Origin of the sequence: Corallincola luteus (assembly GCF_004336975.1) — a bacterium.
GTDB classification, from domain to species: domain Bacteria; phylum Pseudomonadota; class Gammaproteobacteria; order Enterobacterales; family Neiellaceae; genus Corallincola; species Corallincola holothuriorum.
Map to the genome: position 1 here is coordinate 275097 of NZ_SJXE01000004.1, position 22849 is coordinate 297945.

Annotated in this window: 20 protein-coding genes; 6 read left to right on the top strand and 14 right to left on the bottom strand. The window is 49.0% G+C overall.

Annotation, left to right across the window (positions count from 1 at the left end; genetic code table 11):
- Window positions 1-24 precede the first annotated feature (24 nt).
- Entirely contained in the window at window positions 25-1383 is a 1359-nt protein-coding gene (locus EZV61_RS10815) for a class II 3-deoxy-7-phosphoheptulonate synthase (RefSeq protein WP_114336765.1), read from the bottom strand.
- A gap of 384 nt (window positions 1384-1767) precedes the next feature.
- Here EZV61_RS10815 and EZV61_RS10820 point away from each other — a divergent pair, with 384 nt between their 5' ends.
- Both EZV61_RS10820 and EZV61_RS10825 read left to right on the top strand, forming a co-directional pair.
- Window positions 1768-3561, top strand: coding sequence for a DEAD/DEAH box helicase (locus EZV61_RS10820; protein WP_114336868.1), 1794 nt, complete (start codon window positions 1768-1770; stop codon window positions 3559-3561).
- Window positions 3562-3644: 83 nt separating this feature from the next.
- Window positions 3645-4541, top strand: coding sequence for a DMT family transporter (locus EZV61_RS10825; protein ID WP_114336766.1), 897 nt, complete (start codon window positions 3645-3647; stop codon window positions 4539-4541).
- 22 nt (window positions 4542-4563) lie between these two features.
- On the opposite strand, the gene EZV61_RS10830 is transcribed toward EZV61_RS10825, so the two are convergent.
- Window positions 4564-6063 carry a glycogen synthase gene (locus EZV61_RS10830; RefSeq protein WP_165569583.1) on the bottom strand — a complete coding sequence of 500 codons (1500 nt, stop codon included), beginning with the start codon at window positions 6061-6063 and terminating at the stop codon, window positions 4564-4566.
- A 150-nt stretch (window positions 6064-6213) separates the two neighbouring features.
- Between EZV61_RS10830 and EZV61_RS10835 the strand changes: the two genes are divergently transcribed.
- On the top strand, window positions 6214-8403 hold the full coding sequence (locus tag EZV61_RS10835) for a diguanylate cyclase (protein ID WP_131415562.1): 2190 nt from the start codon (window positions 6214-6216) through the stop codon (window positions 8401-8403).
- Here the strand turns inward: EZV61_RS10835 and EZV61_RS10840 are convergent.
- The gene (locus EZV61_RS10840; protein ID WP_114336769.1) at window positions 8400-8723 is read right to left on the bottom strand and encodes a hypothetical protein; all 324 of its coding nucleotides are present in this window, start codon (window positions 8721-8723) and stop codon (window positions 8400-8402) included. The two genes, EZV61_RS10835 and EZV61_RS10840, sit on opposite strands and share 4 nt — an antisense overlap.
- A gap of 522 nt (window positions 8724-9245) precedes the next feature.
- On the opposite strand from EZV61_RS10840, the gene EZV61_RS10845 reads away from it, so the two are divergent.
- Window positions 9246-11228: an SDR family oxidoreductase gene (locus EZV61_RS10845; protein WP_131415564.1), complete on the top strand. Its 1983-nt coding sequence runs from the start codon at window positions 9246-9248 to the stop codon at window positions 11226-11228.
- An 18-nt stretch (window positions 11229-11246) separates the two neighbouring features.
- The gene (locus tag EZV61_RS10850; protein ID WP_131415566.1) at window positions 11247-11750 is read left to right on the top strand and encodes a DUF2505 domain-containing protein; all 504 of its coding nucleotides are present in this window, start codon (window positions 11247-11249) and stop codon (window positions 11748-11750) included.
- Window positions 11751-11812: 62 nt separating this feature from the next.
- Here EZV61_RS10850 and EZV61_RS10855 read toward each other — a convergent pair whose 3' ends face one another.
- Window positions 11813-12088 (bottom strand): acyl-CoA-binding protein, encoded by a 276-nt coding sequence (locus EZV61_RS10855; protein ID WP_114336772.1) that lies wholly within the window; start codon window positions 12086-12088, stop codon window positions 11813-11815.
- 126 nt (window positions 12089-12214) lie between these two features.
- On the opposite strand from EZV61_RS10855, the gene EZV61_RS10860 reads away from it, so the two are divergent.
- Complete coding sequence (locus EZV61_RS10860; protein ID WP_131415568.1) at window positions 12215-12799, top strand: TetR/AcrR family transcriptional regulator; 585 nt, start codon at window positions 12215-12217, stop codon at window positions 12797-12799.
- Window positions 12800-13021: 222 nt separating this feature from the next.
- Here the strand turns inward: EZV61_RS10860 and EZV61_RS10865 are convergent, their stop codons facing one another.
- From EZV61_RS10865 to EZV61_RS10910, 10 genes are all read right to left on the bottom strand, one after another.
- Window positions 13022-13969 carry an alpha/beta hydrolase gene (locus EZV61_RS10865; protein ID WP_114336775.1) on the bottom strand — a complete coding sequence of 316 codons (948 nt, stop codon included), beginning with the start codon at window positions 13967-13969 and terminating at the stop codon, window positions 13022-13024.
- 36 nt (window positions 13970-14005) lie between these two features.
- Window positions 14006-15448 (bottom strand): wax ester/triacylglycerol synthase family O-acyltransferase, encoded by a 1443-nt coding sequence (locus tag EZV61_RS10870; RefSeq protein ID WP_131415570.1) that lies wholly within the window; start codon window positions 15446-15448, stop codon window positions 14006-14008.
- A gap of 83 nt (window positions 15449-15531) precedes the next feature.
- A complete protein-coding gene (locus tag EZV61_RS10875; RefSeq protein WP_114336777.1) occupies window positions 15532-15888 on the bottom strand; it encodes a phasin family protein in 357 nt (118 codons plus the stop codon).
- A 68-nt stretch (window positions 15889-15956) separates the two neighbouring features.
- A complete protein-coding gene (locus EZV61_RS10880) occupies window positions 15957-16595 on the bottom strand; it encodes a phasin-related domain-containing protein (protein ID WP_165569584.1) in 639 nt (212 codons plus the stop codon).
- A 267-nt stretch (window positions 16596-16862) separates the two neighbouring features.
- A complete protein-coding gene (locus EZV61_RS10885) occupies window positions 16863-17225 on the bottom strand; it encodes a hypothetical protein (RefSeq protein ID WP_130565497.1) in 363 nt (120 codons plus the stop codon).
- 119 nt (window positions 17226-17344) lie between these two features.
- Complete coding sequence (locus tag EZV61_RS10890; protein ID WP_131415574.1) at window positions 17345-20230, bottom strand: PKD domain-containing protein; 2886 nt, start codon at window positions 20228-20230, stop codon at window positions 17345-17347.
- A gap of 405 nt (window positions 20231-20635) precedes the next feature.
- Window positions 20636-20914 carry a polyhydroxyalkanoic acid system family protein gene (locus EZV61_RS10895; RefSeq protein ID WP_114336781.1) on the bottom strand — a complete coding sequence of 93 codons (279 nt, stop codon included), beginning with the start codon at window positions 20912-20914 and terminating at the stop codon, window positions 20636-20638.
- Window positions 20915-20950: 36 nt separating this feature from the next.
- Window positions 20951-21430: a YchJ family protein gene (locus EZV61_RS10900; RefSeq protein ID WP_114336782.1), complete on the bottom strand. Its 480-nt coding sequence runs from the start codon at window positions 21428-21430 to the stop codon at window positions 20951-20953.
- A 37-nt stretch (window positions 21431-21467) separates the two neighbouring features.
- On the bottom strand, window positions 21468-22472 hold the full coding sequence (trhO, locus tag EZV61_RS10905; RefSeq protein ID WP_131415576.1) for an oxygen-dependent tRNA uridine(34) hydroxylase TrhO: 1005 nt from the start codon (window positions 22470-22472) through the stop codon (window positions 21468-21470).
- Between the two features lie 179 nt (window positions 22473-22651).
- Window positions 22652-22846, bottom strand: a complete 195-nt coding sequence (locus tag EZV61_RS10910; RefSeq protein WP_114336784.1) for a YwbE family protein — start codon at window positions 22844-22846, stop codon at window positions 22652-22654.
- Window positions 22847-22849 lie beyond the last annotated feature (3 nt).

Below are 22849 nucleotides of genomic sequence, written 5' to 3' on the forward strand. Positions count from 1 at the left end.
CAGAACTAACTAGGTCAGCGGATCCTACTTAATCGCAGCACGTGCCGCTTTTACATGATCGGCGATCATAAACGCCAACTCTAACGCCTGATCAGCATTCAAACGCGGATCGCAGTAGGTGTGATAACGCTCAGCCAAGTCATGGTCGGTTATCTGGAATGCACCGCCGGTACACTCTGTCACGTTACGGCCGGTCATTTCGAAATGCACACCGCCCGCCACCGAGCCTTCAGCACCATGGATCTCGAAGAAGCTTTGCACCTCTTTCAACACATCCTCAACCCGACGCGTCTTATATCCGGTAGACGATTTAATGGTGTTGCCATGCATAGGATCACAGCTCCACACCACGTTCTTCCCTTCCCGTTGCACGGCACGAATTAACTCCGGCAAATGAGCACCAACGTTGTCCGCACCCATGCGTACGATAAGGTTCAAGCGCCCTTCTTCGTTATTCGGGTTAATAATATCGATGTTGCGCAATAGATCTTCGATCTTAGTGCTGGGTCCAGCTTTTAGACCGATCGGGTTATTAATACCGCGACAAAACTCCAAATGAGCCCCATCAGGCTGACGGGTACGATCGCCAACCCAGAGCATATGTGCTGCACAGTCGTACCATTCACCGGTCAAATGATCTTTACGGGTCAATGCCTGCTCATAAGGCAACAACAGCGCCTCATGAGAGGTATATAGAGTGGTCTCATGCAACTGCGGCGTGGTATTGCCATTGATGCCACAGGCAGCCATAAACTCGAGGGATTCGTCAATGCGATCTGCCAGATGCTTGTAGCGGTCTCCCAGCGGGCTCTTTTCGATAAAGTCGAGATTCCAGCGCTGTACCTGATGCAGATCTGCCAAGCCCCCTTGGGCAAAAGCACGTAACAGATTCAAAGTTGAAGTCGATTGCTGGTACGCCTTCAACATACGCTCAGGATCGGGCACCCGTGATGCGCTAGTGAACGCAATATCATTGATGATATCGCCACGATACGACGGTAATGTCACACCATCAATGGTTTCACTGTCCGCTGAACGCGGCTTAGCAAACTGTCCAGCGATCCGTCCGATCTTAACTACGGGGCTTTTCGCACTGAATGTCAGCACCACAGCCATTTGCAGTAACACTTTAAACGTATCGCGAATATGACTGGTTCTAAACTCAGCAAAACTTTCAGCGCAATCGCCACCCTGCAGTAAAAAGGCCTCACCACGGCCAACACGGGCTAGGTCTGCTTTTAAAGCGCGCGCTTCACCGGCAAACACCAACGGTGGTTGGTCAGCCAATTCCTTCTCAACACGTGCCAACGCTTCAGTATCTGGATACTGAGGCAACTGCTGCACTGGCTTATCGCGCCAGCTGCTAGGGGTCCACTGAGTCATCTCTTTGTCCGCTTACATTATTTGAGGCACGCATTATAGAGACTGTTGCCCCTGCAGAACAGCAGAACCACTAAGGAAAGTCTGGATTTAGGCTGTTTCACCATTAGCTCTCTTAAACTGTTTAGTCCAAATGTAAGGATTGGTTATTTTTTAATCGCTATTGCATAATTTTGTGATCCATGTATCATGCCGCCTCCTTACCAAGAGTGGTTAATTCTGTTCTTTGGTGTGTTTGAGGTCGTAGCGCCTGTTTTCGCCGCGTGAGTTCATGGCGAAACTACAATTCTTCAGGGCTGTCACCTCGTATTAGTGATTCGCATGCGCCGTGCTCGATGATGTTTCGAGATGAACGCCGCGCCGCTTGCCCAATATGAAGAATGTGAAATGTCAGAAGTTGAAACTCTTGACAGCGGCTTCGCTGTACTCAATCTCCCAGAAAACTTGTCTAGTGCGTTAGACAGCCTTGGATTCAAAACACCTACTCCGATCCAGCTAGAAGCTATCCCGCACCTCCTCGAAGGTCGCGATCTGCTGGGCGAAGCACAAACCGGTACCGGTAAAACCGCTGCGTTCGGCTTACCCGCACTTGCTTTAATCGACCCTAGCGTACGTAAAACCCAATTAATGGTCTTAGCACCAACTCGCGAACTGGCTATTCAGGTAGCGGAAGCGATTGAAAGCTTCGCCAAACATATGCGTGGCCTTCGTGTTGCGACTGTTTATGGTGGCCAATCATACGGTCCTCAGTTAGCTGAACTGGAACGTGGCCCACAGGTTATCGTTGCTACCCCTGGTCGTTTGATGGATCACATCCGTCGCGGTCGTATCAAATTTGATGATCTGAAAACACTGGTTCTCGACGAAGCTGATGAGATGCTCAACATGGGCTTCCTGGAAGACGTAGAGTGGATCATGAGCCACGTGCCAGAAACTACGCAGATGGCGTTGTTCTCTGCCACCATGCCCCCAGCGATCCGCAAGATCACTGAACGCTTCCTGAAAAATCCAGCCCACGTCAAAATTGCCGTGAGCGAAACCAAGAAAGCGAACATTCGCCAGCGCGCCTGGGAAGTTCGTGGTATCAACAAACTGACCGCACTAGAGCGTTTAGTTGAAACAGTCGAATACGACGCCATGTTGGTGTTCGTTCGTACTCGTAACGATACCGTAGAGTTGGCTGAGCGTTTGGAATCACAAGGTTTCAAAGCATCTGCACTTAATGGTGATATGAACCAGCAGATGCGTGAGCGTACAGTTAACCAACTGAAAGAAGGCAAGATCAATATCTTGGTAGCAACTGACGTTGTTGCACGCGGCCTTGATGTTCCCCGTATCTCACACGTATTGAACTTCGATCTGCCTGACGATCACGAATCTTATGTTCACCGTATCGGTCGTACTGGCCGTGCTGGTCGCAGTGGCGAAGCCTTATTGTTTGTTCGCCCTCGCGAGCGTTACCTGCTGCGCCACTATATGCGTGCAACCGGTGGTGACATCGAAAGCATGGAGCTGCCAAGCCCAGTAGAACTAGGCGCACATCGCCAAGAGAAGTGTCGCGAAGAGCTGACCAAGCTAGTCGACAATCCAAACCTGGAAGCGATGCGCGAAATGATCAACGCCATGGCCGAGCAATCTGAAACTTCTGTTTTAGATCTTGCCGCAGCGTTGCTCTACAAGTATCAGCAGAAGCGTCCACTGCAACCTAAGCCTGATCCAGAGCGCCCGCAACGTGATACTCGTGGTCGTAATGATCGCTTTGACCGTAACGACCGTGGTGGTCAGCGGAATGGCCGTGGCCGTAACGAACGCGGTGGCCAGCGCTTTGATCGCAATGACCGCGGTGGTGATCGTCCACCTCGCGCTCGTCAAGGCCAAGGTCGTCGTAACGACATCGATTGGAAAACCTATCGCTTAGCCGTTGGTCGTGACCATGGTGTACAGGTGAAAGATATCGTCGGCGCTATTGCCAACGAAGCTTCTATCGACAGTGGTAACATTGGCGCTATCCGTTTGTTTGATGGACACAGCACTGTACAGCTGCCAAGTGGCATGCCAGCGGAAGTGTTCAGTCAATTGTCTAATGCACGGGTACGCAATAAGCCGATGGGGATTAGCGCTGACACAGGTGGCGCACCACGTCCGCGTCCACGCAATCAAGAGTCTCGCGCTGACGCATAACCGCTAGCCCGTTGATCTGATTTAACGCCGCAGCTCGCTTTTCGCGTCTGCGGCGTTTTACTGTCTGGAGTTCCACTTACGCCATGGTTGCTTTTACAGGTGAAATAGCTGCATTAACCGCCGCCCTATTCTGGGCGATCGCAACCTGGATCTACAGCCACTGCAGTCAGCGTTTTGGCGCCATGCCCCTCAACGTTATCAAGGGCGTCATCGCGTCGCTTCTGCTACTCATTGCTCTCCTGCTCAGTGATGCCTCTGTCGGCATACCAAGTGGCAGCGCATGGGGTTGGCTCATCATCAGTGGCGTGATAGGTATTGCGATTGGTGATACAGCCTACTTCGCAGCGCTACGGCGCATGGGCCCCAGGAAAGTATTGCTCATGGAATCGCTGGCGCCTCCCCTCACCGGCGTATTAGCGCTGTTGGTCCTCAACGAAGCAATCACCGTGACCGCTGCTTTGGGTATGCTAGTCACACTCACGGGGGTCATCTATGTGCTGAGGCAGCAAAGTCACGATGACAATGAACCATCGATATGCAAAAAAGGCCTTTTTTACGGCGCATTGGCGGCTGTCTGTCAGGCGGTGGGGGTGTTACTTTCACACTATGCCTTGGTTGATGCTGATGTCGCGCCACTGTGGGGGGCACTGATAAGACTAGTTGCCGGTACCTTAGTGATCGCTCTATTGCTAGGCTTACGCCAAGAGATCCATAAGCAATTGATAAAACCCCTGTTAGCGATGGATATGCGAAACGGCGCGATACTGACCGTCGCCATCGTCGTTGGCACGTTTTTGGCCATTTGGTTGCAACAGGTATCGCTGAAGTATGCCAATGCCGCTGTCGCCCAAACGCTGATGGCGACCAGTCCATTATTCGCCCTGCCTATCGCCTGGTTAAGAGGAAATCCGCCCACCTTTAAAATTTGGCTAGGTACCTTATCTGCTGTCGCAGGGATCGCCATGATCATGTTTGGCTAAGCACTTGTCGCCATACGGGACGTCATGCTCTTTTCAACGGCGCGCTGTGCTCTCCACTATTGTTCGAATCTGCCACCAGTTTTGAATAGATAGCAATATACTCCTCTGCCACCCGCTGCCAATCAAACCTTGTGCTCATTGCATTACGTCGTAACAGTTGCAAGAGAAACGGATCATCATGGTAGTGTTTAATGGCCTGTTTAACCGTGGCCAAAAAACTCTTCAGCGTAGGCTCGAAGAACTGATAGCCATTGGCCTTGCTGCGATTGGCTGTTAGCGCATCAAGCCCGGTGACACTGTCCTTTAACCCACCAACCCCATGCACAATTGGTACAGTCCCGTAACGCATAGCGTAGAGCTGGCTTAAGCCACACGGCTCAAACAAAGAGGGCATCAACATATAGTCGCTAGCAGCCAATGTATTGTGGGTACCTTCGCGGCTGAAATCAGCAAGGTATCGGAAACTATGAGGATAGTGTGCAGCCAGCTTCTCTAGCTCTTTAACAAAGCCCTCCTCACCATGCCCCATCACTACGCAGCGCATCGCATCAGCTTGTAACAACTGCCGCAATAACGGCAGCAGCAAGGAAAAACCTTTTTGCTGTGCAATGCGGCCGATGAAGCAAAACAGCGGCTTGTCTTCAAGACTGTCCAATCCCAGCTGCTTCAACCGTTGCTGTTTGCACTTCTGTTTTCCTGCTGGCTGATCAGCGGAATAATTGAACGGCAGACAACTGTCACTGGCCGGATCCCATTCCACCAGGTCAACACCATTAAGCACCCCAGTAAAATCGGCTCGGCGGTAATTAAATACGCCAGCCATACCATGACTCGTTGCATTGGCTAACAGCTCATCTCGATAACTCGGTGATACCGTAACAATGCGATCTGCCATCACAACACCTGCTTTTAATGGATTAAGGCACCCCATATCCTCAAACAGTTGCGGCACCATGAACTTAGGATGTATTCCCAATTGTTCATGCCAGTCATAATCGGCACGCCCCTGGTAGGCGCCATTGTGAATAGTCAGCACGGTGCGTGTTGCAGAAAAGAATGTTGATGCGGCAAAGTGCTCACGTCGATAGAACGGCACCAATGCCCCCTGCCAGTCACTACTATGGATCACATCTGGTTGCCACTTTAATGCCAACGACAAATCAAAAGCGGCGTGAGACAGCAGAGCATAGCGTAAAGGGTTGTCTTGATACGCGGCGTGTCCATCATCATAGATGCCATCACGACCATACAGAGCGTGATACTCGAGCAAATACAGCGTGACCCCTTTCAACGTGACACAGTGGATCACCGCGTGAAAGGTTTGCCAGCAACTCAAAGGAATAGCGATGGGAAAACTGTGGCTAATGCTAACTTCATCCTGTATTCGCCCGTAAAACGGCATCAATACACGAATATCTTGCCCTTGCCGCTTAAGCTGTTCAGCGAATGCGGTGCAAAAGTCCGATAAGCCACCGACTTTAACTAAGCCCTCATATTCAGAGGTAACCAATAATATCTTCACTTTGCCTCCCTTGTTCGCACATGGCTGTACCCACGACAAAGGCGTCGAGTAAATACTCTAACCTTAAGCGTAAGCCAATACAGGGAATTTTCCAGCACAGTTAATAATTTACGGATCTATACTCAGTGAAATACTAATAAGGAATATGCTGTGATCAGAAGATTGCTAACCACAATTTTACTGTTAGGTTCCGTTTTTTTACTGACGGCTATGGGAAGCGTCTTAGCAGATCCACTCATAGACGAGATTGAGTTTACAGAGGAAGAACAGGCGTGGCTGGACAGTAAAACAGCACTGCACCTGCACACCATCCGTGGCGACTACTCGCCAGTAATTTACGTAGAGGGCGGGCAATTCAAAGGCTTCGTCGTTGAACTAATTAACATCGTCTCCAATAACATCGGTTTACCGATCCATTACAGCTTTAGCAAAAGCACTGAACAAGCAATATTCCTATTTGATTCTGGCCAAACAGATGCCCTGCTACCCGTTGTTACAACCAACCTCAGAGAACACTATGCCTTGTTCACCGTTCCTATTTTAGAGGAGGAGCTAGTGATCATGGTGCCACAAGGGATGCCCGCTGGTATCGATGTACTCTCTATACCCAACGTTAGACTCGGTGTTGTCGGCGATACAACCTACCAAGCTGAGGTGGCTAGATTCGCGGCAAACAGTGCTAACCTTTCCAGTTACAATCGTCACGAAGATCTGATAACAGCACTGCAGTTAGGCGCCATCGACGCTGTTATCGCTGCCCAATCTGTCCTGCAGTACCAAATTAAGACTCGAAATATAAAGGGCTATCACCTCGTCCCCTTTACTAACGAGAAACACCGCTATCATTCTGCTATTGCCATTCATAAGCGCAACCCGCTGTTACAATCCATACTAAACAAAGGGATCAGACAAATTCCCAAAGAGGTCATTGATGCCCTCGAAGATAAGTGGTTTCTCAATAGCAGTGACGCATTGGCAGCACCCATATCTGACATTGATCTCCAGTTCTTAGCGCAACTTAAGGAGGTGGATTATTGCATCGACCCACAATGGAAACCGCTAGAGTGGCTAGAAAACGGCAAACACGTGGGGCTAAGTGCAGATCTGCTATCAGAGATCCAAAGCCGCTTACCTATCCAGTTTAAGCTACACAAAACTGAGCATTGGCAGGACTCGCTAGAAGCGTTGAAGCGTGGACAATGCCAAATGCTTATTATGGCGTCGGCGACGCTCACTAGATTAAAAGAGATGAGTTTTAGCCGCAGCTACCTAAACACGCCGATAGTCATTGTCACTAAAGAGAAAGAACCCTATATCGCTGATGCTGCAACCATAGGCAGCAAGAGGTTTGGTTATATACAGGGCTATGCCTACGAAGAGCTGGTTAAGATACGGTACCCTAACTTAGAGCTAAAACCGTACGAGTCGTTCAACGACGCTCATAAAGCCCTGCAGCGTAATGAGATTGATGGCTATATCGAGAACTATATTGTGAGCTCATATCACCTCAGTTCTGGTGACTACCCGGGCTATAGAATTGGTGGCCGTCTATCCCTCGACATGAGCCTCGGCATCGCGGTCACGAAAGAGCTTACCCCGCTGTCCAAGATAATTAACAGCATCTTCAATCAGATCCCAGCACAAGAGAGAGAAGCCATTGTTAGCAAATGGACCACGGTCGAAGTAATAAAAACAATTAACAAATCCGCAGCGATCAAAGTGATTTCAATTGCTCTGGTTATTATCGCCGTCATTATTTTCTCTAACTACAAGCTGCGCCGCTTCAACCAAAAGCTACATAAAGCGCACCATGCATTGCAGCAAGCCAATGAAGAGCTGGCACAAATGGCTGTGACAGATCCCCTCACCCGTATCGGTAACCGCGCCTATCTAGACGATATCATCGCCAAGGAAATTGAACGCAACCTGCGTTACAGCCACTCACTTTCGGTTTTGCTGATTGATGTCGACCACTTTAAAAAGATCAACGATAAGTTTGGTCATCAGGTGGGCGATGAGGTACTCAAAGAGGTATCACAACGATTGGCATCAAACATACGCCAGTCTGATAGCTTAGGGCGCTGGGGTGGTGAAGAGTTTCTTATCATCTGTCCAGAAACCGATCTGGATAATGCTGCCATTTTAGCGGAGAAGCTAAGAGAGATAATCAACGAAAAAGAGATGCCCGAAGCGGGCATTCAAAGCATCAGTATTGGTGTCGCTGAGTTAGCCCATGACAGAAAGCCAGAGCCAATGATAGCCAGAGCCGATCAAGCCCTCTACCAGGCTAAGAATAAAGGCAGAAATAGAACCGCAATCTTCCGCCAACAAGCTGATTAACCAAACACCACCAATTGTTGCAGGTCGGCGATTAAACTGCCGACTTCACCCTTAGCGGTACAACGTTGATCAGGCAGATCAATACGCTGCCTCAACGCAATAAGAGAATCCACTAAAGAGATTCGGCTTCTATCAACCGAGCTATCCCAATGATGTTCATCAACTACAAATGCCGCTTCACTCAAGGCATCAAGTGCTGCGCGCCAATCTTCGCTGGTAGACCTCGCCTCATGGCGGTGCTTTTCCAGCACTTTTCTTACCACTAACTGTAACTGTTCGGTCGAGCAAACAATCCGATCCGTCTGGTTATATACATCCATACCTACTCCTAAAACGATTCCGTTTCAGGGTAAGAATAGCTAACTCTTCGCAGAACAGATCGGCAAACAACTGCGCAATGACACTTACGACGGAATGAAAATGAAAATAGATAATCACAGCAATAAGTTGGCAGGAGGAAAAAAAATAAAAATATTTTTCAGCTGAAAATGGCGACCATCCATGGCCAGCGTGACGTCCTTATTGCCCGCAAGGGCGACGCTCTGAGAGAGCGTCAAGTCACATAAAAGAGTCCAGAGTAAGCTATTTTTCTTGCTGTAGCGGGTACTGATACTAGGTTTAAATTCGTAGTCGAAATGAGAGGTCGCTCATGAAATCTGCTCAGTCAATTAAAGCACAAGTAAAATTCCTCGACGTTGCTGACCTAGATCAAATATCGCAACCATACCCAGATATTTTGTCGGAAATTTGACCACTACGATGTTTACTCACGCAAAACCTTTCTTTCTGGTCAGACCAGATCATAATTATGCCAGTGACAACAAATTGGAAGAGGTTGAACTATGAATTACTTCGTGACCGGCGGTACAGGATTTATCGGACGCTATCTAATTGAGAAACTACTCGCTCGCGGCGGGACAGTTTATGCATTGGTTCGTAGCGATAAAGCAGAACAAAAATTACTCGACCTGTTCGCCGATCACCAACACCAGATTAAGCCCGTGCGGGGTGACATCATTCTGCCAGGACTGGGACTCTCAGACGAAGCCAAGACAAACTTAGTCGGCAAGATTGATCACCTGTTTCACTTGGCAGCGATCTACAACCTCGACGCTGATGCCGAACTGCAGCAACTGGCAAATGTCCATGGCACACTGCATACCCTGCAATGCGCAGAAGCCCTCAAGGTCGGTTGCTTTCACCATATAAGCTCTATCGCAGTAGCTGGGTTATATCCGGGTTGGTTCCGTGAAGATATGTTTGGACAAGCTGAACACTTAGATCACCCCTACCTGCAATCCAAACATGATGCAGAAAAATTGGTACGGGACAATCAGGCGGTACCATGGCGTATCTACCGACCCGGTATGGTTATTGGGCATTCAAAGACCGGACAAGCGGATAAAGCCGATGGCCCCTACTACTTTTTTAAAACGTTACAAAAACTGCGCCGCACACTGCCACCCTGGCTACCAACCATAGGTGTTGAAGGAGGTTATCTCAATATCGTACCGGTCGATTTTGTGGTTGCGGCTATGGACCATATTGCCCATCAACCAGAGCAAGATCAGACCTGCTTCCACCTCACCGATCCTAATCCCAACACCGCAGGTGAAATGCTCAACATCTTCGCCGATGCTGGCCACGCGCCACGTATGGCAATGCGAATTGACACCCGGTTGTTTAATTTCATTCCTCGGCAGGTCAAATCGGGCATCCTTAAAATGCCGCCCATTAAACGACTTATGGGTGCCGTCGTAAAAGATCTCGGCATCCCCAGCAGCGCGCTCAACTTCGTCAACTATCCAACACGATTCGACTGCCAAAACACGCTAGACGCCTTAAAGGGAAGTGATATCACTTGCCCACAGTTAGCAGACTACGCCCCCGCTATCTGGGACTACTGGGAGCGAAACCTCGATCCTGAATTGTCATTGGATAAAACCTTAGCAGGGGTACTTAAGGGCAAAACTGTACTGATCACAGGTGCTACCTCAGGCATTGGCGAAGCCACCGCGAAGATGTTGGCAGGTACAGGTGCCAAACTCGTATTGGTTGCGCGAACCCTAGCCGAACTCAAACGGGTACAAGAGGAATTAGAACAACAGGGTGGTGAAATCCATATCCATAGTTGTGACCTGTCGGACCTAGACGCCATCGAGCTAATGTTGGAGCGGATCAATGACCAGCACCTGCACATTGATCTGTTAATCAATAATGCAGGGCGTTCAATCCGCCGTTCAGTAGAGCACTCTTTTGATCGGTTTCATGATTATCAACGCACCATGCAACTTAACTATTTTGGCTGCCTAAAACTGACTATGGGGTTACTGCCCGGTATGTTAGCCAATGGCGGCGGACATGTGATTAATCTCTCCTCAATCGGTGTACTAACGAACGCGCCACGGTTTTCAGCCTATGTGGCTTCGAAATCGGCCATGGAATCTTTTACCCGCTGTGCAGCATCGGAGTTTTCCGACCGCAATGTACAGTTCACCACCATCAATATGCCGTTGGTGGCGACACCAATGATCGCCCCGACCGAAATCTACCAACAGATGCCCACCCTAACGCCGGAACAAGCAGCAGAAATGATCGCTAAGGCAATCATAGAAAAACCGAAAAGAGTGGCAACCCGACTCGGTATTTTTGGTGCCTTAATCCATGCTGTCTTTCCCAAATTGGGCGAAATCATTATGAACACAGGCTTCCGTATGTTTCCTGATTCGCCAAGGGCAACCGAAGAAGTTGAACCTAAAGAGAAAGAAAAGCCCTCTCAGGAAATGATCGCCTTCGCTGCACTGTTGCGCGGCATACACCTCTAAGGATAAGGAGCATAAGCAATGAAATGCACAGCCAGTCACCAATATAGCCACAGCCTTGATCAGGTTTATCTGTTTTTTCGCGATGCAGAAACAATCAGCGAAAAATATGCTGCACTAAAAGCGATAAATATAAGCATCATCCGCAACGAAGATACCGATGATGGCTTTATCAGTGAAACAGAGCGTGAACTTCCTGCCGATGTGCCCGCGCTGCTGGCAAGCATTCTGGGAGACTACAATAAGCTAATTCAAAAGGAGCATTGGTATAGCAAAGATGATGGCAGTCTCGGCTGCGACATGACCATAGATCTCGTTGGTGTCCCGGTTAGAATTGAAGGCCACATGCACCTTCATGAGAACGAAACTGGCGCAATAAATGATGTCACCATCGAAATCAGTTCCTCTTTACCCTTAATCGGTAGCAGCCTCGCGCGGTATGTAGCAGGCGACTGCAAAAAGAGCATGGAGCAGGAATATCAATATATTCAGGGGCAGCTACAAACAGCAGAAGTGGCCGAATAGATATTGCATGACAGAAAAAACGGGGCAAGCCCCGTTTATTTATGGATTAAGCGATAGCAGTGTTAAGCCGCCAGCTCGCTCTTCAGGCGCGTAACCACACGGCAATAACGGTCCATGGCAGCATCCTTATCCAGGCCTTTTATATGCTCCCGCGCTTCGTGCTTGGCACAGGCGCGGAAATCAAAAAAAGCGGGCCTGGGTCCGTTAACATCGCCCTCAGTGGCTTGCTTGAACAACGCATAAAGCTCGAGCAAGTCTTCATCTACGGGGCGATGAGGCAAGAGCCGGACATCGTTTTGAGCTTGTTCAAACAGATCAAACAGGTTTGAATCAGCCATTTTTTTCTCCCTTACTTTGATGAGACATTAGGTTAATAGTCATACAAAAGCAGGAGAAAAGATCCGTGGCGAGATCAATAAAGGTGTTTTTTTAACCAGTCACAATGGAGCTAAACAGGGTGAAAAATGCGTAATCGTGAGCGAGTCCTCAATCTTAGCTTAACGCTGTTTAATCAACAGGGCATCGCCCATGTGTCGACCTTACAAATCACTACCGAACTAGATATCAGTCCGGGTAACCTGTATTACCATTTCCGCAATAAAGAGGACATAGCTAAAGCATTGGTTCAAGAGTTTGACCAAGCTATTTGTCGAATGCGAACTGAATTCTCAAATCAAGTGACCACACTCGAAGACTATCCACCATTTCTGCTTAGCCTCATGGCCCTATTGGCACAGTACAGGTTTGTTCTTCGCGATCTCGAAACCCTGGTACTGGGAGAGCCTGACCTTAAACGCAACTTCAGCCACCTATACAACTCACTTAAGACGCTGAATAAACGAATGTTTGATCACCTTGATCGCTTAGACGCCTTGAACATTGAAAAAGAAGACCAGAAGTTTCTCGCTGACAATAGCCTGATGATAGCTATTGGATGGGTGAATCAGCTAAGCATGGTTAGCAACGAACAGGAACACGCAATGATACTGCGCCAAGGCGTAAGCCGTTTGGTTGCGCTGGTTCAGCCGCATCTAAATACCACTACTTAGATTCTTCTCTATAAGTATTTGCTTCAAGACGGGCGCGGGAATAAGCTCAAGAGAGCAAGAAGACACCAATGATAGCTTGGCTTCACGAGCCGATCAGGCGCTCTACTTTGCTAAAGAAAATGGTCGAGATCAGGTACGGGTTTTCTCTGTTAGTGGCGAGCACCAACCAAGTAGTGTTTTCAATAATGGTAATAAATGAACTTTCCCTTTTACAACGATAAATTATCCGACATTCGCCTCTGCCTGCGGCAATGGCTCAGCCAACCGTTCGATCTTATCCACGACAAATTGGCCACACTGCTGTATCGCCTGCTGCGCTTCAGGCAACTGATGAAAAATAGGAAATACGTGAGGCATGCCTTCCCAAATGCTCAAATTAACTTCCCCCCCGGCAGCCTTTACCTTCTCTGCTAAACGAACCGAATCATCAAGCAACACCTCTTCCGATCCCACATGGATCATCATCGGCGGTAAACCGGAGAGATCGCCATACAGCGGCGACACTAAAGGATCACACGGGCAGTGAGTATTGAGGTAACTGTTACGCATCAACAACAGCGTAGGCAAAGCAAAGAAAGGATCGACATTACGTTTAGCGAACGAAGACTCACCTGTCATCGCCAGATCCACTGACGGTGAAAACAACACGGCCGCCGCAGGCAAAGGTTGCCTATCCTGCTTCAATTTCATTAAGCAGCTTAATACCAAATTACCGCCAGCAGAATCTCCCGCCATAATGATCGACGCAGCAGGCACACCATGCGCCAATAACCAGCGGTAACCTGCCAGGCAGGCTTCTTGGGCACAGGGGAACGGATGCTCAGGTGCCAATGGATAGTCCACCATCATACCGCGCAGACCCGTCTGTTCGCTCAAGCGTGCCAGTACAGCATTGTGCACCAACGGACTTTTAAAACAGAAGCCACCACCGTGAAAGAACAGGATCACACCATCTCGGCGACAATCAGGCATCTCAATCCATTCGCACTTCAATGAACCAGCTTTAAACGGAATGGTAAACATATCGGAGGGGTGATTGATAAAAGAACCTAGCCGATCCATACCATCAATCACTTTACGCATATCAAATACATTGTCACAACGTTCCAGGCGGTTTCGCATCACCCGAAACAGGAGTTGATTAAATGCTTTGCTTTGCCAACTGGCCATTATCACCCTATAAACCGATTATTGGTTTGAACTGCGCTATTCCGTTTCTTGTAACAGGAATAACTGATCGGTGACGAGATCCACCGCGGTGTTAAGGACATCTTGCTCTAATCCAGCCAAGGCGTCTGTGAGGTAGTCGGATATCTGCTCAAAATTCGGTAGCGAGGTATTGCAACCCACTAAGCCGAAATGTACCCAACCGTCATAACTATACAGCGTGATATTCAGCGACTGACCCGGCAATAACAGTGACAAAGGGTATACCTCCGTCATCTGCGCGCCCATGTAATAACGCGGTGCATTGGGGCCCGGTACATTGGAGATAATCAGGTTACTTGCCGGCGGAACGACGCCGTTAATATTAAGCTTACCGCCTAATAATGCCGCCGCGTTTACCAAGATGGAATAGTTCACATATGCCTTCGGCGATAGATCCAACGCTTCTTGCTTCACCCCTTGGGAAGAGTGCTGAATAGCAGCTAGACGTGCCAGTGGCGTATCTTCAGGCTGTCCCATCTCCACTAAACCGATCGACATCTTGTTACATGCGGAACTCAGATCCCCTTTGGCACGCAGGTTAATCGGCATCAACGCCACCAATGGTTTCTCCGGCTGCATCTGTTGAATGTGCAAATAACGCTGCAATGCGATATCGCAAACTGCCAACGCCACATCATTCATCGACGCACCAGTCAAACGACTCACCTGCCTGAAGCTGGCCATGGGAAAACGACCAACACAGATAGAACGTCCCTGCCCCGGCTTACGATTGAACGCCGTCTTTGGCGCCGTAAAAGGGGTAGTTAATGCAGATGATCTGAGGTTAAGCGCGCTCATCGCCAAGGTACTGCCAATACGGAACAAGCCAGGCAAGGTAAACGCCTGCTTGGAAAGCTTGTAGACAGCATCCAGCCAAGCCTCAACCATACCGGTTTCATCTTCATCACAGTGCCGTTCAGGCACCATGGCGTTTTCCCAAAACGCGGTAAACTCTTCGTCTGGAGTTTCACTACAGGCGTTGATGAAAATACCACTGGCACGCATACCATCAGCCAATGCGTGATGCACTTTCAATGACAGAGCAACCTGACCATCGTCGAGACCATCAATGACCGTGAGTTCCCACAATGGACGACTACGATCCAAGCAACGGGCATGATTGCGTGAAACCAGTGCATTCAATTGCGCCCGATCACCAGGCTCTGCCAGCGTTTCTAATCGCACGTGATCAGATAAACAAACATGATCACACACCTGCCACTGCGGCAAGTTGCTGTACTTCATCTGCAATCGCCAGTTAAACGGCGCTGCAATATGCTGTTTGGTCAACAATTTTGAATAGAGGCGGCGGGCAAAACTACTCCTTTCACCCTGTTGATCTGCAGGGGGCTTTAGTAACACCAAGCCGGTCACATGCATCGGTGTATCGCTGGACTCAAACCAAACGAATGCCGTATCCATGAGAGAAAGTCCCGGCATGTAACCTCCTTAGATTAGAAATCAGGGTGTGAACCTAAGCTCACACCCCGGTCAGAGTCAGGCCATTACAGATAACCTTCCGACTATTTCTTGGACAGTGATTCAACTGCGTCAGCCAACTTGTCGAGCTTTTCGTTCATATCTTCAAGCTGCTTACGGTCGATACCGCTTAACTTCAAGAATAGGTCATTCACCCGAGTTTCCAGCTTGTCAGACGCTTTTTCTTTTTTATCTTCCAACTTCTGGCGGGTGGCGTATTCCACTTCCTGCCCACGAGTCACCAACTCTTCGAAAAGCTCGGTTGTCTTGCCGTTCAGGCCTTGTGCTTCCTCCAAACTTTTACTGTAAACCCCTAAGCCAGCCAACCAGATGTTACGGGCAAGCTGCTCACCATTCTCCATCACGCGTTTTGCGGTTTCTTTTACATTATTGGCGCTCATAATGTCGCCCTCCTCTTATCTGGTAGCTGGGCGCGGCCTTCGCTCCCTGCTACGTTAGGAATATCGCTCTAAGCGGTTTCGGTCTCTGTCGGCTTTTTCGCCGCAGGTCTCGCAACTGCCGGTTTCGCTGCAGGTTTAGGCACAGCTTTCAGTGGCGCTTTAACCTCTGCTACTTTTCCTGCTGCTTTCGGCGCTGGCTTTTTAGCCGCTGGGCGTACCGTTTTCTTTGCCGCTGTCGCAGGTGCTTTTGCCGCTGGCTTGGCTGCCGGCTTTGCCGCGGGTTTGGCTGCTGGTTTCTTTGCAACAGCACGTTTCACGGGTGCTTTTTTGGCGACAGGCTTCTTATCTTTTGCCAATAACGCATCAACCTGCTTGGTCAAATCGTCTAGCTTTTTGTCCATAGCTTTCAGCTGCATGACATCTAAGCCGGAGGCTTTCTGCATCAGATGATTAACCCGTTGCTCAAGCGCACCAGACGTTTCACTGGCCGCATCAGCCACCTTCTCTTTCGTGCTTTGCTCTACCTCTTTGCCCCGCGCTATTAACTCTTCAAACAGCGACTGGCTCTTAGCCGATAAACCACTTACCTCTTCAGCACTCTTAGCATATGCACCAAGTCCTGCTAACCAGATGTTATGCACCATGGTCTCGCGTATTGAACCAATTTTTTTCACCGCTGCACTGGCTTTTCCAATTAGGTTACTCATATTTCCTCCCTGCCTGTTTTGACTGTGCATGGGCTGATTGGACTACGACACAGGTTTTTCAGGCGCTTTTTTAACCTACTTTGAAGGTACGCCAGAGAATTAGAGTGCTCTCTCTAAAGTCAGCGTGAGAATTGATCTGGATCAATTGGGGAGATAATAAAAGCGGGTCAGAAACCAGACAGCGCACTTTCAGCTGAAAGGCAGCTGGGCACTCAATGAGAGTGTATCTATTTAAGTAATAGCGTTTTGCTTTAACTTGAAAGCAGTTTAAGGCTCAACCTGCGATGTGCTCAAAGAATAAGCCACACCGGCCATGTTAATTAGCTGTGGCTCTTGCACCACAGTGACATCCAGTTCGTTATTAGCAAACTCTGCGGTAATAATTTCACCATCACAAACTAATCGACCATGTTCCACCATATCGCCATGGGACCAGATCACTTCAGGAAAGCGAAACTGCAGATGCCAACGCTTGGCTACACTGCCCTCTGGTGTGAGTCCACCCTCCAACTCTTCAACGGAAACATAGTCCAGCTCCAATCCCGCTTGGCATATCTCGGCAGCACGCAAAGGCATTGTCAGTAGAACAAAGCTAAGCACACTCACGAATAACAACTTCACTCCTATCATATACCCTCCACCACAAACATAAGCCTCAGTCAGTGCGAGTCAAACAACCAACAACACTTGCCAGATAAAACAGGCATGATGACCAGAAAGAGGTCACCATGCCGATATCGCAGTGCTGCTTAATCCATCATCGCCTTAAGCTGATTAAAGAATTCAGCATCTGGCGCCTCTTCCTCTATCGCCACCGGCTCAACAAAAGCCCGCGCACCGGCAACGCCGCCGTCACCCTTATAGAAGTAGAAGTTAATGCTGCCCCAATCATCGTGATCTCTAACCACAGTGTAGGCGCCGTCCTTGTTCACATCCAAACCATATTCAATATCATTAGGATAGCCGTTACAGTTGTAATCAATTGCGCCCGAGTTAGGGTGACCAAAACCTACCGCATCATGCAGCGGTGCATCACCGGTCTCATCCATATCGATACTCAGGCCATGACTGTAACTGATACGGAAGTGACGATAATCATCGGTCGGCGCATTGCTTAGATAAGGCACACAAACGCTGCCATGCAGTCGGCGCATTAGGCGGTCACCCTCGTCCAGGCCGATTGTCGGCAAGCCATCCAATTGGTGCATGTAGTTCATTGTGCTTAGGTAATTTGGTTTGTAATTAACGTTGTCATTACCACCATGAAGCAGCCCCAAGTTATGACCAAATTCATGCATCACAGTGCCAGCCTGATAGTTAATCAACAAGTTGGTGTTACGTGTGGTTTTACGATTAAGTCCCCACTGGCCTAAGGAGACAATCGCTTCTTTTCCATTCACCCAAGCAACACCTGAACTACCCGCTGAACCAGTCAAGTTACGTGAACTGCCAAACACCAAGTAGTACCAAGGGGCGTTAAAGCGACGGGCATAGCTCATATGCTCGATCTTGAGATTATATAAACCCGCAATGTCTGGATTTGAGCTGTATTGCAGTTGAATGGTTTTAGTGAACGGCAACGCGTTACCGCCCCCCAAATCGAAATCGTCGGGGCTAATACCCGCATCAGCATGGTAGAGAGAGCCAGTATCAAAATGGATCGCGATCCCTTCAGCAGCGAAAGACGCTTTCACTTTCTCTAAAGCTTCACGTTGCGGAATAACACCGAGATCTGTCGTTTCCATCCAATCGATCTCAACAAACAGATCAGGCGTACCTACACGAGCACCCAGTTGATAGTAGTACTCTTCAAAGTAAGGAATACCATCCAGCTCGGCACAATCGGGGAGCCCATCTTTGTCTGTGTCACCCAAAAAGTTGATATCGCTTCGGCAAGCGTCCGGTGCCGCATCTGGGCTGCTAACAAGTACCGTGACGTTATCAGTGGCAATTAAACCACCGTCGTCCGTGACCGTTAATGTGACAACATAGTCACCTGCTGTGCCGTAGACCAAGCTAGGCGCAACACCAGACAGACCATTTGACCATTGGTAGCTAACGATCTCGCCGTCAGGGTCTTGAGACAGTGAGCCGTCAAAATAGGCAACATCACCTACTGAAATAGTAATATCCGCGCCAGCTTCCGCAATAGGAGCTTGGTTGTCGATACCAGTTTTTTCTACACGATAGCTAAAGTTACTGTCGTTAAAAGTGATCAGGTATTCCCCTGGTCCCTGTGTAATAAAGATGTCCTCACCCGCTTGCTCAGCCCAACCGTCGGCTTCGTTGTCACCATAGTTGAGGCTCCAATCACCGAGCTGGTCGAATTTAAAACGCTGTTCACTGCCAGCTGCAAAGGTGGCTGTTGCCTGCCAAGTGTTATCCTCCACCAACGCCATCTCACCGGTCGCCCAACCATTGTGGGTACCGCGCAAATAAAGGTGGGTAAAGTTCTGTTGTACGCTGTCGTCCTTCACTGTCACAACCACTGTGTCAGTAGCCGTTGCACCATCGTCATCGGTGACCGTCAGCGTGACTTGGTAACTGCCGGCATTTGGATAGGTCAGCGTAGGATTGACACCTTGCAGCCCGTTCGACCAAGCGTAAGCAACAATATCGCCATCACTATCACGGGATCCTGCCGCACTGAAATAGGCCGTTTCACCAACCAGTAAAGTAATATCATCCCCGGCATCAGCTACCGGAGGCAGGTTACTCTCACCCGCTTTGCTAACAGAATAGGTTAACGTGGCATCATTAAACGTGATGAAATAATCGCCAGCGCCCTGATCAATCAGAATATCGCCACCTGCGATCTCTGCGATACCATCGGCATTGCTATCACCATAGTTCTCAGACCAATCGCCGAAACGATCAAACTTAAATCTATCGTCAGCGTCGCCAGAAAAAGTAACTGTGGCTTCCCAGCTGTGGTTTGCCACCGCAACCATGGCAGTTGTAGACCAGTCATTATGGGTACCGCGTAAAGACAATGCCTCGAAGTTATGCTCTGCGTCAGCTGCAGTGACATTAACCAACACGGAGTCCGTGGCGGAGGCACTGTCGTTGTCAGTCACAGTGAGAACAACGGTATACAGTCCCGCCTGCTCATAAGTCAGTGACGGTGCGACGCCAGATAAACCGTTTGACCATGTATAACTAACAATTTGGCCATCACTATCATAAGACGATCCGGCGTTGAAAAAGGCTGTGTCACCGACATTCAGGCTGATGTCCTCACCGGCATCAGCCACTGGGAGCAGGTTCTCTCCACCCTGTTTTGTCACGCTGTATTGCAGCGTTTCGTCGTTTAAGGTGATCTGGTAGGTCCCCTCGCCTTGCGTCACAGCAATGTCACCGCCAGACGCATCAGCGTAACCATCCGCTTGATTATCGCCAAAGTTGGTTGACCAATCGCCATACACATCAAACTTAAAGCGCTCAGTATCAGTGGCAGCAAACTGGGCATTCACTTGCCAAGTATGATCCGCAACCAATGACATCGATGTCACTGACCAGCCATTGGAAGTACCACGTAAATTTAACTGCGGGTACGTCTGCTCAAATGCATTCGCAAATGACGGTAACCCCATAAAGGTAATCAAGATAAATAATGAAACGCCTATCCTCGACATTGAAACCACTCCTTACAACACCACGATTTAAATAGCCACGAAGAACAATGGAGATCACAACACAGATAAATTATGTGAGCGATATCACGGACAGGCTAGCGCTATGTAAATGAGTTGTAAATGGAATGTTTCAATGATTTTTCTTGAGAAAGAGGGATCGCCTCAAAATAGGCATTAAGAAAAATTGATAATAGTAAGGTAATTAGCCGCTTAGCGATCCATTAGCAAATGTTTGGGTTGAGGTCTGAACAGTCAAATCGCCACCACACTAACTCGCGTTACGCAGCGCAAACTAGGGTGGTAAAGAGAATTATCCGTAACAAGCTGTCACCCTTTCCGTCACAAAAGGGCGATACAAAAAGTTGATGAGGGGAAACTGCACTTAGGAAAACAGCATTTAGAAAATCAGCTCAACAGCCTATCCAATTGCTCGTTAATCGATGTCTCGATGCTGTCTTTAAACAGCGATAGCATAAAGCCCAGTTTGATAGAGATCTCTAACTGATGCTCCGTTGGACGCAAATGGCCATCGGCGCCGCCATCATGGGTAAAAATCAGCAACTCTTCCTGCCATTGCCACTCTATGCCGTATTTTTCGGCCAGTTTGTCAGCAACCTTTTCACTCAATTCTCTGACTTTATCGTGTCCTAAATCATGCGCTCGAACGAGCAAAATAGCAGCCATCAGTATCCCTTTCTCTAAGCTGGATTAAAGTCAGATTTAACCACAGCACTTCTTAAATTTTTTACCACTACCGCAAAGGCACGGATCATTTCGTCCCATGTTTACCACGGCGGCGGGGGCAAAGTCACCCTGGGTATAAACCCAGCGCTGCTCAAGGCGGGTAAATTGCGAATGCTCCTCGTGAACATACACCTTTCCCTGCTGCATAAACCAGGCTTTAAACCTCACCCAGCCATCATTATCCAAAGCCCCACCCTGACTCGCCAACACTTGCAGTCGTAACCATTGGGTTTCTCGTGCCGATGCGACAAAATCAGCGGCAGTGTCAGTGCCTCTAAAATCAGGGTGATGCGTAGCGTAGAGGTAGTTACCATCATGCTTAACAAAGGCACAGAAGCGGGAGCGCATTAACGCTTCACAAGTCGGCGCCAATGCCTGACCGCAATGATAAACCCCACAACACTCGCTATAAGCGTTGCTGGAGCCACAAGGGCAGCTCACACTGGTGTTATCCATCAACCATCACCTCGGTTAGCACTCCGCTGCGCCACAGTTAGCGCTTAGAACTCGCAGCGGCGCTTGTTTGCGCTTTCTGCGCCAACTTCTGCGCCTGCTTGCGTTGTTTGCGCTGCGCAATCGCCTCAGCCGCATCGGCGCCTATATGCGCTTCGCCACGGTGCTTTGCCAACTCAACCTGCTTTTGCCGTTCAGCAAAGCGCGCACGCTGTTCATCGGTCACTTTGTCATAACAATGTGGGCAACTGATCCCCAGCGCAAACTTCTCACTCTGTTTATCCTGCTCAGTGATCGGCAAGCGACAGGCATTACACTGGTCGTAATTACCCTTCTCCATTTGATGATTAACAGTGACCCGCTCATCAAAGACAAAGCACTCGCCTTGCCATAACGTATTTTCTTCAGGCACCTCTTCCAGGTATTTCAGAATGCCGCCCTTCAGATGGTAAACCTCATCGAAACCTTGCTCTTTCAGGTAAGCGGTCGATTTTTCACAACGGATCCCACCCGTACAAAACATGGCGACTTTCTTGTGCTGCTTTTTATCTAAATTCTTCGCAACATAGTCAGGAAACTCACGGAAGCTTTCAGTTTGCGGGTTCACCGCCCCCTGGAATGTGCCGACCTGGATTTCGTAATCATTACGGGTATCCACCAGCACCACGTCAGGATCGCTGATCAACTCGTTCCAATCTTTGGGTTCGACATAGGTGCCCACCACTTGCTGAGGATCTATCCCCTCAACCCCCATGGTGACAATCTCTTTTTTCAACTTGACCTTAGTGCGGTGGAAAGGAGCTTGGTCAGTGAAAGACTCTTTGTGTTCAATATTCGCCAGACGGGGATCCTGGCTGAGCCACTGCAACAAACCATCCACACCTTTGCGGCTGCCCGCTACAGTGCCGTTAATGCCTTCGGCCGCAAGCAGCAAAGTACCGCGGATCTGGTGTTGATTCATCGTATCGAGTAACGGTTGACGGAGTTGTTCAAAATCGGGCAGAGATACAAATTTATACAGTGCGCAGACAACAATATCAGACAAAACAGCGTCCCTTATATTCAGTAAAACAGCGAGCTGGAGCGTAATTCCAGAGCAAAAAGCTCAAGTATTATAAAGGAAGGTTTTTCGGATGTCTCTCAGCTTAATGGGCGCCGCCAAAGCGCTCTGTTACAGCGGTGCTCGAACAGGTGTTGCGTGGGTGCCAATATGGAAGCAATGCACTATTCCAAAATCGCCTGCACCCGTCCTACTTCACCGGAATCTAACCTGACCTTGATACCATGGGGATGACTGGGAGACTTGGTCAGTAACGATTGGATCACCCCTTCGGTTAACTGGCCGCTACGTTGATCTTGCTTCTGCACTATGGCCACAGGTAACCCGGGGTGCAACTCGCTTCTATTAGGTACAGCCATCAA

Excerpts from the sequence above, each read along its gene's own strand:
- EZV61_RS10820 (WP_114336868.1), top strand. The coding sequence starts at position 1,768 with ATGTCAGAAGTTGAAACTCTTGACAGCGGCTTCGCTGTACTCAATCTC.
- EZV61_RS10850 (WP_131415566.1), top strand. The coding sequence starts at position 11,247 with ATGAAATGCACAGCCAGTCACCAATATAGCCACAGCCTTGATCAGGTT.
- EZV61_RS10860 (WP_131415568.1), top strand. The coding sequence starts at position 12,215 with ATGCGTAATCGTGAGCGAGTCCTCAATCTTAGCTTAACGCTGTTTAAT.
- EZV61_RS10885 (WP_130565497.1), bottom strand. The coding sequence starts at position 17,225 with ATGATAGGAGTGAAGTTGTTATTCGTGAGTGTGCTTAGCTTTGTTCTA.
- EZV61_RS10845 (WP_131415564.1), top strand. The coding sequence starts at position 9,246 with ATGAATTACTTCGTGACCGGCGGTACAGGATTTATCGGACGCTATCTA.
- EZV61_RS10880 (WP_165569584.1), bottom strand. The coding sequence starts at position 16,595 with ATGAGTAACCTAATTGGAAAAGCCAGTGCAGCGGTGAAAAAAATTGGT.
- EZV61_RS10855 (WP_114336772.1), bottom strand. The coding sequence starts at position 12,088 with ATGGCTGATTCAAACCTGTTTGATCTGTTTGAACAAGCTCAAAACGAT.
- EZV61_RS10895 (WP_114336781.1), bottom strand. The coding sequence starts at position 20,914 with ATGGCTGCTATTTTGCTCGTTCGAGCGCATGATTTAGGACACGATAAA.
- EZV61_RS10865 (WP_114336775.1), bottom strand. The coding sequence starts at position 13,969 with ATGGCCAGTTGGCAAAGCAAAGCATTTAATCAACTCCTGTTTCGGGTG.
- EZV61_RS10875 (WP_114336777.1), bottom strand. The coding sequence starts at position 15,888 with ATGAGCGCCAATAATGTAAAAGAAACCGCAAAACGCGTGATGGAGAAT.
- EZV61_RS10825 (WP_114336766.1), top strand. The coding sequence starts at position 3,645 with ATGGTTGCTTTTACAGGTGAAATAGCTGCATTAACCGCCGCCCTATTC.
- EZV61_RS10910 (WP_114336784.1), bottom strand. The coding sequence starts at position 22,846 with ATGGCTGTACCTAATAGAAGCGAGTTGCACCCCGGGTTACCTGTGGCC.
- EZV61_RS10870 (WP_131415570.1), bottom strand. The coding sequence starts at position 15,448 with ATGCCGGGACTTTCTCTCATGGATACGGCATTCGTTTGGTTTGAGTCC.
- EZV61_RS10890 (WP_131415574.1), bottom strand. The coding sequence starts at position 20,230 with ATGTCGAGGATAGGCGTTTCATTATTTATCTTGATTACCTTTATGGGG.
- EZV61_RS10815 (WP_114336765.1), bottom strand. The coding sequence starts at position 1,383 with ATGACTCAGTGGACCCCTAGCAGCTGGCGCGATAAGCCAGTGCAGCAG.
- EZV61_RS10840 (WP_114336769.1), bottom strand. The coding sequence starts at position 8,723 with ATGGATGTATATAACCAGACGGATCGGATTGTTTGCTCGACCGAACAG.
- EZV61_RS10900 (WP_114336782.1), bottom strand. The coding sequence starts at position 21,430 with ATGGATAACACCAGTGTGAGCTGCCCTTGTGGCTCCAGCAACGCTTAT.